The organism is Pseudomonas sp. 3HC3 (assembly GCF_044904505.1).
GTDB classification, from domain to species: Bacteria; Pseudomonadota; Gammaproteobacteria; order Pseudomonadales; family Pseudomonadaceae; genus Aquipseudomonas; species Aquipseudomonas putida_Y.
Genome location: NZ_JADDRH010000002.1, coordinates 489,234 through 504,149, shown reverse-complemented (window position 1 = coordinate 504,149; position 14,916 = coordinate 489,234). Strand labels below are relative to the sequence as shown.

Sequence of the window (14,916 nt, the reverse complement as noted above, 5' to 3'; positions counted from 1 at the left end):
GGTGTTCCAGGCGATTGAAAATGCCGGCCAGTATACACAGCCCCTTGGTGCCACCAAAGCCCGACGGGCCGGCCACAAAACCACCTTCATGTTGCTAGCACAGGTGCGCCGGTCGGTGGAATGGGACGAATATTCGCCGCGGGTGGCGTATTTGCCCTAAAATGCGTGTCTTTATCATCTTTGAACAACCGTGAGTTTGATTGATGACGAGCACGCCCAAACCCCTGGTCCTGATTATCCTGGATGGCTTCGGCCATAGCGATATCCCCGAACACAATGCCATCTTTGCCGCCAATAAACCGGTCTATGACCGCCTGTGCGCCACCCAGCCGCATGGCCTTATTTCCGGCTCGGGCATGGATGTCGGCCTGCCGGACGGGCAGATGGGCAACTCCGAAGTCGGTCATATGAACCTCGGCGCAGGTCGTGTCGTCTATCAGGACTTCACCCGGGTGACCAAGGCCATCCGCGACGGCGAGTTCTTCGAAAACCCGGTGCTGACCGGTGCTGTGGACAAGGCAGCCAGTGCTGGCAAGGCCGTACACATCCTCGGCCTGCTGTCCGATGGTGGCGTACACAGCCACCAGGACCACTTGGTGGCCATGGCCGAACTGGCCGCGCAGCGTGGTGCCGAAAAGATCTACCTGCATGCCTTCCTCGATGGCCGTGACACCCCGCCACGCAGCGCGCAGTCGCCCATCGAACTGCTCGATGCCACCTTCGCCAAGCTGGGCAAGGGCCGCATCGCCAGCCTGATCGGCCGCTACTACGCCATGGACCGCGACAACCGCTGGGACCGCGTCAGCGCCGCCTACAACCTGATCGTCGACAGCGCTGCCGAGTACACCGCTGACACGGCCCTGGCAGGCCTGGAAGCAGCTTACGCCCGTGACGAGAGCGACGAATTCGTCAAAGCCACGCGCATTGGCGAAGCAGTCAAGGTCGAAGATGGCGATGCCGTGATCTTCATGAACTTCCGCGCCGACCGTGCGCGCGAACTGTCGCGTGCATTTGTAGAGCCAGACTTCACGGAATTCGCCCGTGCGCGCCTGCCGAAGATGGCGGCGTACATCGGCCTGACCCAATATTCGGCAAAGATTCCGGCACCCGCGGCCTTTGCGCCGTCCAGCCTGAACAACGTGCTGGGCGAATACCTGGCAAAAAACGGCAAGACCCAACTGCGCATCGCCGAAACCGAGAAATACGCCCACGTCACCTTCTTCTTCTCTGGTGGCCGCGAAGAGCCGTTCGAAGGCGAAGAACGCATCCTGATCCCGTCGCCGAAGGTTGCCACCTATGACCTGCAACCGGAAATGAGCGCACCAGAGGTGACCGATCGCATCGTCGAAGCCATCGAACAGCAGCGCTTCGACGTCATCGTGGTCAACTACGCCAACGGCGACATGGTTGGCCACACCGGCGTGTTCGAGGCGGCAGTCAAGGCCGTCGAAGCGCTGGATACCTGCGTAGGCCGCATTGTCGAAGCGCTGGACAAGGTCGGCGGCGAGGCGCTGATCACCGCCGACCACGGCAACGTCGAGCAGATGGAAGACGAGTGCACCGGCCAGGCGCACACCGCGCACACTACCGAGCCGGTACCGTTCATCTATGTGGGCAAGCGCAACGTGAAAGTGCGTGCGGGCGGCGTGCTGGCCGACGTGGCGCCAACCATGCTGAAGCTGCTGGGGCTGGAAAAGCCGGTGGAAATGACCGGTACCTCGATTCTGGTCGACGCCTGATCGGCGACAAGGGGCTGCTTTGCAGCCCCAATTGCACATGAATTCCAGACAAACGCCCCCCTGCATCCGCAGCGAGGCGTTTTTTTTGCCTGCCCACGCGGGCATACTAGGCCAGTCTCCATCCTTGGTACGCCAAACCCCATGCTTCGCGCCCTGATCCTCCTAGCCCTGTCTTGCCTGCTCAGCCCGGCCTTCGCCGATGAGCGCGCGCAGACCCAGCAGCAACTGGATGCCACCCGCCAGGACATTGCCGAGCTCAAGAAAACGCTGAGCAAGCTCCAGGAAGAAAAGGCCGGTGTGCAAAAGGACCTCAAAACCACCGAAACCGACATCGGTAACCTCGAAAAGCAGGTGGAGGCCCTGCAGCAAGAACTAAAAAAGACTGAAGGCGAGCTGGAGCGCCTTGATACCGAGAAAAAAAAACTCCAGAGCGCCCGCGTTGAACAACAACGACTGATCGCCATCCAGGCCCGTTCGGCCTACCAGAACAACGGTCGCGAGGAATACCTCAAGCTGCTGCTCAACCAGCAGAACCCCGAGAAATTCGCCCGCACCCTCACCTATTACGACTACCTGAGCAAGGCGCGCCTGGAGCAATTGCGCACCTTCAACGAGACCTTGCGCCAACTGGCCAACGTCGAACAGGAAATTTCCAGCCAGCAGCAACAGCTGCTGGCCCAGCGCGCCGACCTCGACAGCCGCCGTCAAGAGCTGGAAACCGAGCGCGCCAAGCGCCAGCAGGTTCTGGCCAAGCTCAACAGCGATGTAAAGGACCGCGGCCAAAAGTTGCAAGCGCGTGAACAGGACCAGGCCGACCTGGCCAAGGTCCTGAAGACCATCGAGGAAACCCTTGCCCGCCAGGCCCGTGAAGCTGAAGAAGCGCGCAAGAAGGCCCTGCTGGCGCAGCAGGAAGCGGAAAAGCGCCGCAAGCAGGAAGCGCTGGCCGCTGCGGCTGCCCGCGACCAGGCCCGTGAGCCAGCGGAGCCGCCGAAAAAGGCCCGCACCACCCTCGGGCCGATGGTTTCCAGCGATGGCGCGAACTACGGCGGCGCATTTTCTGCTGCGCGGGGCAAACTTCCATGGCCAGTCAATGGTCGACTGCTGGCACGCTTCGGTGATGCCCGCGGCAGCGACGCCCGCGCCAAGTGGGACGGGGTGATGATCAGCGCCACACCGGGCACTCAGGTACGTGCCGTGCACGGCGGGCGTGTGGTATTCGCGGACTGGTTGCGCGGCGCCGGGCTTCTGGTCATTCTCGACCATGGCAACGGTTACCTGAGCCTGTACGGCCACAACCAGAGCCTGCTCAAGAATGCCGGTGATATCGTCAAGGCCGGTGAGGCCATTTCCACCGTTGGCAACAGCGGTGGCCAGGAAGCGGCAGGCTTGTACTTCGCTATCCGCCAGCAGGGCCGCCCTACCGACCCTTCGCAGTGGTGCCGAGGCTAGTTAAATTTCTACGGCGCAGCTTGAGTGCTGCACCGATGCTCCTCAAGGAGCACCTACAGGATCAGGAGTTCGTTCGACATGCTGCACTCGCCTCGTCTCACCCAGCTGGCCCTGTCCATCGCCCTGGCGGTCGGCGCGCCCCTGGCCACCGCCGCAGAGCCGGCCAAGGTCGCCGCAGTGCCAGCCACCGAGGTGACCGCCAAGGCGCCACTGCCGCTGGAAGAACTGCGCACCTTCGCCGAGGTCCTGGACCGTATCAAGGCCGCCTACGTCGAACCGGTAGACGACAAGACCCTGCTGGAGAACGCCATCAAGGGCATGCTAAGCAATCTTGACCCGCACTCGGCCTACCTTGGCCCCGAGGACTTCCAGGAGCTGCAGGAAAGCACCAGCGGCGAGTTCGGCGGGCTGGGCATTGAAGTAGGCCAGGAAGACGGCTTCATCAAGGTGGTCTCGCCAATCGACGACACCCCAGCCTCGCGGGCCGGCGTGCAAGCTGGTGACCTGATCGTCAAGATCAATGGCGCCCCGACCCGCGGCCAGACCATGACCGAAGCAGTCGACAAGATGCGCGGCAAGGTCGGCGAGAAAATCACCCTGACCTTGGTGCGCGACGGCGGCACCCCGTTTGACGTGACCCTGAGCCGCGCGGTCATTCAGGTCAAGAGCGTGAAGAGCCAGCTACTGGAGAACGATTACGGCTACATCCGTATCACCCAGTTCCAGGTCAAGACCGGTGACGAAGTGGGCAAGGCCCTGGCCAAGCTGCGCAAGGACAACGGCAAGAAGCTGCGCGGGGTAGTGCTGGACCTGCGCAACAACCCGGGCGGCGTGCTGCAGTCGGCGGTGGAAGTAGCCGACCACTTCCTGACCAAAGGCCTGATCGTCTACACCAAGGGCCGCATCGCCAACTCCGAGCTGCGATTCTCGGCCGACCCGGCCGATGCCAGCGAAGGCGTGCCGCTGGTGGTACTGATCAACGGTGGCAGTGCATCGGCATCGGAGATTGTCGCCGGCGCCCTGCAGGACCAGAAGCGCGCCGTGCTGATGGGCACCGACAGTTTCGGCAAAGGCTCGGTGCAGACCGTGCTGCCACTGGCCAACGACCGCGCCCTGAAGCTCACCACTGCGCTGTACTACACCCCCAACGGCCGTTCGATCCAGGCCCAGGGCATCGTCCCGGACATCGAAGTGCGCCAGGCCAAGCTCACCGCCGAGGCCGACACCGAAAGCTTCAAGGAGGCCGACCTGCAGGGCCACCTGGGCAACGGCAACGGCGGCGCCGACCGCCCGACCGGCAGCAGCAAGCGCAAGGAACGCCCGCAGGATGACGACTTCCAGTTGAGCCAGGCCGTGAGCCTGCTCAAAGGCCTGAACATCACCAAGGGCGACTGATCTACCCTATGCGTTATCTGCTGTGTCTGTTGTTTTGCCTGATGGCCGGAATCGCGCAAGCGGCGCCGGCCAACAACGCCTACATGAGCATCATCATCGACGACCTGGGCCAGAGCCCCGAGCGTGACAGCCGTACCCTCGCGCTGCCAGGGCCGGTGACCATGGCGATCATGCCCGACACCCCGCATGCCACTGACTTCGCCCGCCAGGCGCACAAGGCCGGCAAGACGGTGATCCTGCACATGCCCATGGACCCAGCCACCGGGCCCTATGCCTGGCACCCGGGCATCGCCATCGAAGAGCTGGCGCGGCGCCTGGACGCAGCATTGGTCAAGGTGCCCTACGCCGCCGGCATCAACAACCACATGGGCAGCCGCATGACCGCACAGCGTGAACCCATGGCGTGGTTGATGGGCGAGCTACAGCGGCGCCAACTGTTCTTCGTCGACAGCCGCACCAGTGCCGCCACGGTCGCCGCGGCCGAGGCTCAAGCGCACGATGTGGCGCATGTGTCGCGGGATGTATTTCTGGATGACGTGCGCACACCGGAAGCCATCGACGCTCAGCTGCAACAGGGTGTTGCACTGGCCCGCAAGCAAGGCTCGGCTGTGTTGATCGGCCACCCCTACCCGCAAACGCTAGCGGTGCTGGAAAGGCAAATTCCACGGCTCAAGCAATTGGGTATCGAACTGATCACGCTACAACAGATGATCGCCACACGGGGCAACCAGGCCATGCCTGCACACGGTAAGCATGGCCGTTACAGCAATCGCTAGCGTTGCCGATCGCGGGTTACCACTGGGCTGAAAGTGCAACTGTTCAGAGGTTGAACGGGATCACATCCTTGGCCTGCGCATAGGTCAGGTTACCTCGATAGATGCTCAGTACCTGCCCCTCGCTCGCGGCCTTCATTTGTTCGCGATACCCCATCTTGCGCTGGCTCCACAGTTTCAGATGGCCTTTGCCAAACGCCGTCGGCGCTGCCTGCGAGTCGGCAAAGTGGAAATGCGCGGCCCACAAGGGTCTACCCTTGGCCTCGCCGGGAGCAGGCAACAGGCTGATCCGGTATTCGTCCAGATAGCCATCGGAGACCACCTGCCGAGGCCCGACATATTCCACGGCGAGCAACCCCTGCTGATGGAGAAAATTCAGCCCTCTGGAACCTGGGTAGCGCGTCTTGCTGTAAAGCGCTACCAAACAGTCGCGGCGGGCCTGGCGCAACTGAATCAACGCATCGTCCATGCCTGCCAGCAGCGCGTGCTCTGCGTCGGCATCGCTGAGCTGTTCCCGCAGCTCGGCCACTTCGTTGATCTGGCCGTCCAGCATCGACATCAGGCCCATGTCGTCAGCATCCTTGGCAACCAGGGCTCTGGCTTGAGCGATGACATTTTCGTTCTGTGCCAGCATGGCCTCGGCCAGTTCCCGGTTGTTCCTTTCGGAGTCCGGCGTAGAATTCCTCGACTGCTGTTCCGGTTCGCCCGCGGCTACCTCTTCAACCCAGGTGTTTCCCTGCTTCTGGAAGCGATGCAGCGCGCTCTTGTTGAAAGCCGCTACAACTTGAAGCACAGCCTGCCCGTCGACCACCGATTCGCTGCCAATGACTATCTGACCAGCCCGCGTATGGGCCACCTGCAGGCTCTTTCGTGAATAGACCGCACGACGTGTGCCACGAACCTGCCCGTCCGCCTGCTCGCGCATGGCCTCGACCAACGCCTCACCGGCTATGGTTTTCAGTTCCACCATCTGTTGCTTGTAGGCCTCAAGGCGCTGGACATCGATGAGCTTGCTGCCGAGTGTCTTGATCCGTTCGGCGTTGAGAATCGCCGCGAGGTATTCGTCCCACGCACTTTGCAGCACCTCGATTCGTTCGGCGACAGGCAAGTCACAGAACATCAGCAGATGATGCGTTTGTGCGGCCACCCGCAGACGCTGACTGGCGAGCGCATGGCGGAAGATCATGTAGTGCTGGGTAGGCGTGCCTTTGTGCCACTGCAGGGCGAGCTCGACCAGGCCCATGGCCTGGAAAAACCGGATGTTGATCGTGGTCGTCTTGCGGCTCTCGATAATGCTCGAAACGGTCAGCGTGGTATTGACGTAAGGCACTTGCATGTCGATATCGGTGATGGCCAACAGGCGATCCAGCTGGCTGGAGACATTGATGATCCTGGGCTGCTCTTCAAGCAACTTCTCCAACATCGTCCGGAACCTGGCATACAACTCGGCCTGTTTCTCTGGCGGTGCCTCATTGAGCGCATTGGTGAGTTGGTCGTATTCCCTGAACCCACCCAAGGCCAGGAGCTCATCAATGAAGAACATGCCAAAGCTGATCAGGTTCTTGCGGACCTGGCCCAAGAGTATCCGTTGATCTCTCACGCTGCCGCCCTGCGTCGAGACGCTCGTCTTGTCGAGCACGTAGATAATGTTGCGTTCAGCCTCGAGATACCCCTGGAATAGACTGTCGTTCAACGCCAGGCGCCGGGTGCGCAGCGCATTCGTCTGCTCGTGCAACTGCTGGAGTTTGCGCTTGAACAACTCGGTAGCCTGCTCGAATTGCGCACGTTCGCCCGGGTCGGTTGGTGGCGCCTTTTGCAACCGATCCTCGACTTTTTTTACCGGATCACGCAAACCGACAACCTGCTCGCTCAACGCGTTGAAATCCTTCGTGGCAGCCTCCGCGGCCAAGAGAAGCCGCTCTATCTCGGCCTGAGCCTTGGCGATCGGCCCGCTTAGTTTCTTGCGCAGTCGCTCGCGGGCCAACTCGCCGGAGCGATCATTGCCACCGTGCAATCGCGAATTATTGAGGCGCCAGACATTGCCGTCGCGCATCAGGTATGGCCCAACCGTGCCGTCCGGACCGATGATGCGAAACGCTGCGTTATCAAGGCTGACTCGGTAGACATCACCGTCCAGAGACACATAGAAATCATCCCCAATCCGCACCAGGCCAGCAGCCACGCCCTGAGTCTGCGGTTCACGCCCAGCCAGCGAAACGCTGGTCGCCAACGCCCGCATTTGACCGCGCTGGGCACTCGACAGGCCGTTGAGCCCCCCAGCCCCACGCCAGGAAAAGTCCAGGTGGGTGTTGGCCATCGCCTGCAGCCTGTCGACCGAGGTACTGGGCTCCCGCGTTGCTGTGGAAAGGTTCGCCAACTCGATCCCGTTGCCTGGAGGTGGCCCCTGGAGCAGCGATGGCGGCAGGTCACCAGAAACGGCCGGCGCTGCCAGTTTCGGCGTCTGCAGGTGTATCAGCGCCAGCAAGGTGTTGTTCAGCACATCGACCATCGCCTGGATTCGCTCGTCGAGATGCGGGCTGGCCAGCCCCTGCACATCGTTGATCAGGCTGCGCATGCCGATGTAAAGCCAGGCAACCGAGGTGAGAGGCCCCGGTAACACCGGAAACACAACATTCAGCAGCTCCCAGGAAAATGCCGTGACCAGCCGCCAGCGCACCTCGCTGTTGCTCATGGCGCTGCGATCCGCCAGCTCCAGCAACATCCGGCCCTTGGCTTCGAACATCTGCCGATCCACGTCCTGCGCCCAGAACTGCAGCGCCAGCTGAACAGGCTGCGGTTTCGCCGGGAGGGTGTAAGAGTCGAGCAGCCATTGGGGCAGGTGCGGCTCCCGGAAGCCGCCGTTGTCGTAGACCCCGCGCTGAGCTTGCTCGATCCACAGCAGCACGCTGTCCTGCAACGCCCCCGGGCGGCTGATCGCATCCAACAGCGCCTGAGCGCTGTCGAACTGAATCAGCGCCTTGTCGGTGTACAGCGGGCAATACAACAGATGAGCACCCAGCTCGATGAGTTCGATCACGTAGAAACCATGCGCCACGTCGACCCTCTCTGATGTCGGCGAGCGTTTGAACGCAAGCGGTGCAATCCGCACAGCCGCTGCACCTTCCTGGCCACTACGGCAAAATTCTGCCAGGGCGCCGTAGGCGAACTTGTCGAGCCGCTTGACTGCCCGCGCCCGCGCAGCATCGAACATCAGGGTGATACGCCAGCGTATGGCAAATGCCGAGATGTGTTCGGCCCGGCTCGCCGAGCGATCGAGCATCGACTGTACATGACGTGGATAACTGCCGCCGATGTCGACTCGCTGCACCAGCTCACGGACGTAATCAATGGTCATCCACTTCATGATCAGCTGGTTTTCCCGGTGCGCGATATGTGTCACCACCCCTCCTGCGGTGGCATCCAGGCGGCCGATCGCCAGTTGCGTCAAGGTCAGCTTCTTTTCACCGGTCTTCTGGCCGAAGCCCAGCCCGTGACCGTCACTGACAAAGGTCTCGACAGTGAGGATAAGGTCGTCAGGGAAGTAATTGGCGTCTACCGGGTGGTCATGCAGCATCTCCTCGCGCAGGCGCGTCGCCGCATAGGTGTGCAAGTCCGGCAGACCGTCCTGAATGCCCTGGGCTGGGCTGTGCTGTTGCAGTAGCGACAAGTCGAGCATGGCTTGCAGATAGGCGGTCTGACTATCCGTATCGGCTCGCGACAGGCCCTTGGGAAGCGCCAGGCCCAACCCACCGGAGCCATAGTCACTGAACTCGGCAAAAAAGGACGCGGGGTCGCAGGCCACATGGCAGTAATGCTCCAGTTGGTCGACGCTGTCGATCGCGCTCCAGCGCAGGCGGGCCACGCGCTCGAGCAAGATTTCCAGCAACAAGGCGCTGTACAGGGCGAAAGCGTCGCCCTCCACAGTCAGGCCTTGCCAGCTCAACTCATCAAACCGGTAACGTCCAGCCATCTGCATTTGCAACGCCGTGCCGAACGCAGCCTGGGCGTCGTAACTGCGGACCAGGCCTTCGGGAGAACACCAGAGTGTCAGTTCGCGAACTTCACTGGAGGCGGTAATCAGCAAACCGGGCAACAGCTCATGGAAAGTGTCTTCGCCCTCACGTAACGCAACCCGCACCAGCTGCACATCGAGCCCGGTACGGTTACCCATCATCAGGTCACGCAGCAGCTTGCGTTGTTCGTCGTCCAGCGCTTCGTCTTTCAGGCCATCGAGCAGGTTGGCGCGCAACAACTGCTGCAACCACAGGTCGCGGTCGATCGTGGCGTCGCCGTTCCAATAGTCGATCTGCGCTTGCTGGAAGTGCCAAAGCAGCATCGGCAGCAACGCGTTGAGGCCATCGGTCAGGCGCGCGGGCTCGATCAAATCGCCCTCGGCAGTTTCAAGGCTCGACTCGATGGCGAAAAAGCGCCGGGGCGGGTTCAGGCTAAGGCGGTAGTCACCCGCTGAGGTGAGGTCCAGTGGTTTAGCCTCAAGCAGGGCCTGCAGCACCACATCCACCAGCGGCTGAGGGTGCCAGACACCATCCGGCTGCAGGGACATCAGGTACAGCGGTGCAGCCGAGGCCATTTCAGGGCGATGCACGCCAACCAGAGGATAGTGCTCCAGGATCACCTTCATGACCTGTTCGCCTACAACCTGGCGGAGCGTGGGACGGCTGGCGAACTGGGTGGCGACTGCGTGATTGAGGTTGTGCGCGTGAGTGGCGGGCATGACCAGGACTCGTTATGGAATGAACCACAAAGCGTCCTGGAGATGTTATCGAAAGAGGTGCTACATATTACTGCTGGCAGGCCGCGGCACCTGGCGGTGCGGCGACCTGCCGGGCAGTCAGCTATAGACGCGGCCAAGCACCTGGCGATGGCTCTCGAACTGGTCGAGCACATCACGCACGATCTGGTCTGGGACAAAGCCCATCAGGTCGTATTCCTGACTGCCGTCATGCAGGTAGACCTCGGCACGGTAGAAGCGCTGGCGCAGTTCAGGCTCACCCTCGACCGGCGCCTCGCTCGGCGCGGCCATATAGCCATCAAGGCTCACTTCGTAGACGAACGGGTTGCCTTCTTCCATCATCACCCGCAAGCCCATCAGGTTGCGCGACTGGCCAACACGGGTTTCCACCTCGAAGCCCAAAGTCTGCAGCTGCGCTGCGGCTTCTTTCAACGCCGGGCTGACCTGCTTGTCCATGAAGCGCTGCACCACAGCCTGGGTGGGCTGCAGTTCCAGCTGGGTCAGGCGCTCGCTAAAGCCGCGACGGCCACGGGCGGCCAGTTCGGCGCGCTCCTGCTCGATCACCACGTCCTGCTTCATGGCCTTGTACAGGCCGAACATGAACAGCACCAGCACCACCGAGAACGGCAGGCCCGCCAGCACGACCATGGTCTGCATGGCCTCGAAGTTACCGGCGAACAGCAGGCCGATGGTCACCAGGGTGATAACCACGGACCAGAACACCACCATCCAGTGCGGGGCGTCTTCGTCGACCTTGCCGCCTTTGCACGACAGGTTGGCCATCATCACCGCGCCGGAGTCGGCCGGGGTGAGGAACAGCACGAAACCGACGAACACTGCCACACCAATGACGATCTTGGCTGCCGGGAAGTATTCCAGCAGCTGGTAGATCGACATCGACGGCTGTTCCAGCGCAGTCTTGCCCAGCTCCACAGCGCCCTGGTTGATCACCAGGTCCAGTGCGGTATTGCCGAAGATTGACAGCCAGGCCAGGGTGAAGCCCAGCGGAATCAGCAGCACCCCCATGACCAACTGGCGCACGGTACGACCCTTGGAGATACGCGCAATGAACATGCCGACGAACGGGCCCCAGGAGATCCACCAGGCCCAGTAGAACACGGTCCACAGGCCCAACCAGCGCTCGGACTTGCCGGCTTCGCCTTCATACACATACAGGTCGAAGGTTTTCAGCACGATGCCGTTGAGGTAGTCGCCGACGTTCTGCACGAGACCATTGAGCAGGTGCAGGGTTTCGCCGCCCAGCAATACGAAAATCAGCAGCCCGCTGAACAGCACGATGTTCAGGTTGGACAGGCGACGAATGCCGTTTTCCACACCCGAGACCGCAGCCACGGTGGCCACACCGGCCATGACCAGAATCACCACCAGCAGGTTGGTCTTGCTGTGGTCCATGCCGAACAGGTATTCCAGGCCCGAGGATACCTGCATCGAGCCGATACCCAGGTTGGTCACCAGGCCAAGCAGGGTGACGAACATGCCGAAGATGTCGACGGCATTGCCGGCAGCACCCTTGACCCAACGCTCGCCCACCAGCGGGTACAGCGCCGAGCGCAGTGCCAGCGGCTGGTTGTGGCGGTAAGCGAAGTAACCCACGGCCAGGCCGACCAGGGCATAGATCGCCCAGCCGTGCAGGCCCCAGTGCAGGAAGGTCAGCTGCAAGCCCTGGCGCGCGGCCTCAAGGCTGGCCGGTGTGCCTTCCGGTGGGTTGAAATAGTGGTCCAGCGGCTCGGAGGCGCCGAAGTACAGCAGCGAAATACCGATACCGGACGAGAACAGCATGCCGGCCCAGGCGCCATAGCTGAAGTCCGGCTGGTCGTCCTTGCCACCCAGCTTGAGGCTGCCGTAGTCGGAGAAAGCCAGGTAGACGACGAACAGCAGGTATCCGCAAATGACCAGCATGTAGTACCAGCCGAAGGTGCGCGTCAGCCACTTCTGGGCCACGCCCAGCACCTGGCCGGCGGTTTCGGGTGCAGCGATCAGCAAGGCAGTCAGAACAAGGATCATCAGCGCAGAGGTGAAGAACACCACGCGGTTGACCCGTACCCTCTCGGCGGGGGGCTTGATAAGTGAGGCAGAACTCATTGCACGAATGCTCCGGGCAGTGCGGCTGTGGAGGCTAATCAGTCTTTCCCGAGCAATTGGTGGAATATCCCCACTGCATCAGGTGTTATAAATGAACCCTGGAAACCGTGATCCCGAATCGATACGTTGCCAAAAACAGACAGGTGGCCTGCTGAAAATGCCACGCCTCAACGCAGGTGCGCGCATTCGTCACAGGTCACCCCGCCCGCTCCAAGGGCCTGTCGCAGGACCAGTGGCCGTACGGCAGAATCTGCATTTCGCATCGCTCACGCCCGTCAACGCCTTGTATTCCGGGGGCTACACGATTTCCTGGGGTGTCAATCCGTGCCTTCTCGACCGCCTGAAAAACTGTCAATGGCACAAATTGTCGCAGAGCTTATTCTTTATTGATTGAACGTTCAATCAAAACAAAATAGACTGGCCTTCGCCGAGTCAGCCGCCTGTCGTCTGCTCGCAGGCCTGAGGAGATAGCAAGATGCCCAAGGTCGGTATGCAACCCATCCGGCGCCAGCAGTTGATCGAAGCCACCTTGCAGGCGGTCGATCAGGTCGGACTGGGGGACGCCAGCATTGCGCTGATTGCCCGTTTGGCCGGTGTGTCGAACGGCATCATCAGTCACTACTTTCGGGACAAGAACGGCCTGATCGCAGCGACGATGGGTTACATCATGAGCATGCTCAACGAAGGCGTCAGAGCACGTCGCCAGGCCCTGAAAGACGACAGCCCGCGCGCTCACCTGAAAGTGATCATCGAAGGCAACTTCGATGCCAGCCAGGTAAACGGCCCGGCAATGAAAACCTGGTTGGCCTTCTGGGCTTCCAGCATGCACCAGCCCGATTTGCACAGGTTGCAGCGGATCAACGACCACCGCTTGTATTCCAACCTGTGCTGCCAGTTCCGCCGCGTCCTGCCGCTCTACCATGCGCGCAAGGCAGCCCGCGGTCTGGCAGCCCTGATCGACGGTTTGTGGCTGCGTGGCGCCCTGTCGGGTGATGCATTCGACACCGACCAGGCGGTACGGATTGCTTACGAATACATGGAACTACAACTGGCCAAGCAGCACACCCTGGGCACAATCGACCAGGCTGCTGACCATGCGCGCAGGGCCCTTGCCAACCCGGCAGGAGCATGACGCGCAAGCCAAACCACACACTGCACTTGCGAGGACACTATGGCCCGTTTCGGAACGCAAAAACTCTACATTGATGGCGCTTACGTCGACGCTGGCAGCGATGCCACTTTCGAAGCCATCAACCCGGCCACTGGCGAAGTCCTCGCCCACGTACAGCGTGCTACCGAGGCAGACGTCGAGAAGGCCGTTGAAAGCGCCGAACGTGGCCAGAAGATCTGGGCCGCGATGACCGCCATGCAGCGTTCGCGCATCCTGCGCCGCGCCGTCGACATCCTGCGCGAGCGCAACGACGAGCTGGCTATGCTGGAAACCCTGGACACCGGCAAGTCGTACTCCGAAACCCGCTACGTCGACATCGTCACCGGCGCCGACGTGCTGGAATACTACGCAGGCCTGGTACCGGCCATCGAGGGCGAGCAGATCCCGCTGCGTGAGTCGTCCTTCGTCTACACCCGCCGCGAGCCGCTGGGCGTGACCGTAGGTATCGGTGCCTGGAACTACCCAATCCAGATCGCCCTGTGGAAATCTGCCCCGGCCCTGGCCGCCGGCAACGCGATGATCTTCAAACCGTCGGAAGTCACCTCGCTGACCACTCTGAAACTGGCTGAGATCTACACCGAAGCCGGCCTGCCAAACGGCGTGTTCAACGTTCTGACCGGTAGCGGCCGCGAAGTCGGCACCTGGCTGACCGAGCACCCGCGCATCGAAAAAGTGTCGTTCACCGGCGGCACCACCACCGGCAAGAAAGTCATGGCCAGCGCCTCCAGCTCTTCGCTGAAGGAAGTGACCATGGAACTGGGCGGCAAATCGCCACTGATCATCTGTGCCGACGCCGATCTGGACAAGGCCGCTGACATCGCCATGATGGCCAACTTCTACAGCTCGGGCCAGGTGTGCACCAACGGTACCCGCGTATTCATCCCAGCTGAAATGAAGGCGGCCTTCGAAGCCAAGATCGCCGAGCGCGTTGCCCGCATCCGCGTTGGCAACCCGGAAGACGAAAACACCAACTTCGGCCCGCTGGTCAGCTTCCAGCACATGGAAAGCGTGCTGGGCTACATCGCCAAAGGCAAGGAAGAAGGTGCCCGCGTCCTGTGCGGCGGCGAGCGTCTGACTGCCGGTGACTTCGCCAAAGGTGCCTTCGTTGCCCCGACCGTGTTCACCGACTGCACCGACGACATGACCATCGTCAAGGAAGAGATCTTCGGCCCGGTGATGAGCATTCTCACCTACGAAACCGAAGAAGAAGTGATCCGCCGTGCCAACGACACCGACTACGGCCTGGCCGCCGGCGTCTGCACCAACGACATCACCCGCGCCCACCGCATCATCCACAAGCTCGAAGCCGGTATCTGCTGGATCAACGCCTGGGGTGAATCGCCGGCCGAAATGCCGGTAGGTGGCTACAAGCAGTCGGGCGTCGGCCGTGAAAACGGCGTCAGCTCGCTGGCTCAATACACTCGCATCAAGTCGGTCCAGGTCGAGCTGGGCGGCTACACCTCGGTTTTCTGAACCCTGTCTAGCCACGCCCGTGCCACCGCGCACGGGCGTACCCGCTCCCCGATCACCGCCAAC

8 protein-coding genes and 1 pseudogene are annotated in these 14,916 nt (G+C 61.7%); 6 read left to right on the top strand and 3 right to left on the bottom strand.

Going from position 1 to position 14,916, the window contains the following annotated elements; translation table 11 throughout:
* The first annotated feature begins 203 nt into the window (after window positions 1-203).
* The 4 genes from gpmI to INQ47_RS06915 all read left to right on the top strand — a co-directional run bounded on the left by gpmI (window position 204) and on the right by INQ47_RS06915 (window position 5,359).
* Window positions 204-1,739 carry a 2,3-bisphosphoglycerate-independent phosphoglycerate mutase gene (gene gpmI / locus INQ47_RS06930; RefSeq protein WP_252461029.1) on the top strand — a complete coding sequence of 512 codons (1,536 nt, stop codon included), beginning with the start codon at window positions 204-206 and terminating at the stop codon, window positions 1,737-1,739.
* A gap of 141 nt (window positions 1,740-1,880) precedes the next feature.
* Entirely contained in the window at window positions 1,881-3,188 is a 1,308-nt protein-coding gene (locus tag INQ47_RS06925) for a murein hydrolase activator EnvC (RefSeq protein ID WP_021783710.1), read from the top strand.
* Between the two features lie 78 nt (window positions 3,189-3,266).
* Window positions 3,267-4,583 (top strand): S41 family peptidase, encoded by a 1,317-nt coding sequence (locus tag INQ47_RS06920; protein ID WP_404701390.1) that lies wholly within the window; start codon window positions 3,267-3,269, stop codon window positions 4,581-4,583.
* Window positions 4,584-4,591: 8 nt separating this feature from the next.
* Window positions 4,592-5,359, top strand: a complete 768-nt coding sequence (locus INQ47_RS06915) for a divergent polysaccharide deacetylase family protein (protein WP_252461032.1) — start codon at window positions 4,592-4,594, stop codon at window positions 5,357-5,359.
* 43 nt (window positions 5,360-5,402) lie between these two features.
* Here the strand turns inward: INQ47_RS06915 and INQ47_RS06910 are convergent, their stop codons facing one another.
* From INQ47_RS06910 to INQ47_RS06900, 3 genes and pseudogenes are all read right to left on the bottom strand, one after another.
* A complete protein-coding gene (locus INQ47_RS06910; RefSeq protein WP_404701389.1) occupies window positions 5,403-10,088 on the bottom strand; it encodes a dermonecrotic toxin domain-containing protein in 4,686 nt (1,561 codons plus the stop codon).
* A gap of 117 nt (window positions 10,089-10,205) precedes the next feature.
* Window positions 10,206-10,670 (bottom strand): hypothetical protein, encoded by a 465-nt coding sequence (locus INQ47_RS06905; RefSeq protein ID WP_252461035.1) that lies wholly within the window; start codon window positions 10,668-10,670, stop codon window positions 10,206-10,208.
* Window positions 10,618-12,152 (bottom strand): annotated as a pseudogene (locus INQ47_RS06900) (BCCT family transporter). Before INQ47_RS06900 ends, INQ47_RS06905 begins: the two are co-directional and overlap by 53 nt.
* Window positions 12,153-12,684: 532 nt before the next feature.
* Between INQ47_RS06900 and betI the strand changes: the two are divergent.
* Together betI and betB are read left to right on the top strand one after the other, a co-directional pair.
* Entirely contained in the window at window positions 12,685-13,341 is a 657-nt protein-coding gene (betI, locus tag INQ47_RS06895; protein WP_252461037.1) for a transcriptional regulator BetI, read from the top strand.
* 39 nt (window positions 13,342-13,380) lie between these two features.
* On the top strand, window positions 13,381-14,853 hold the full coding sequence (gene betB, locus INQ47_RS06890; protein ID WP_176684799.1) for a betaine-aldehyde dehydrogenase: 1,473 nt from the start codon (window positions 13,381-13,383) through the stop codon (window positions 14,851-14,853).
* Window positions 14,854-14,916 lie beyond the last annotated feature (63 nt).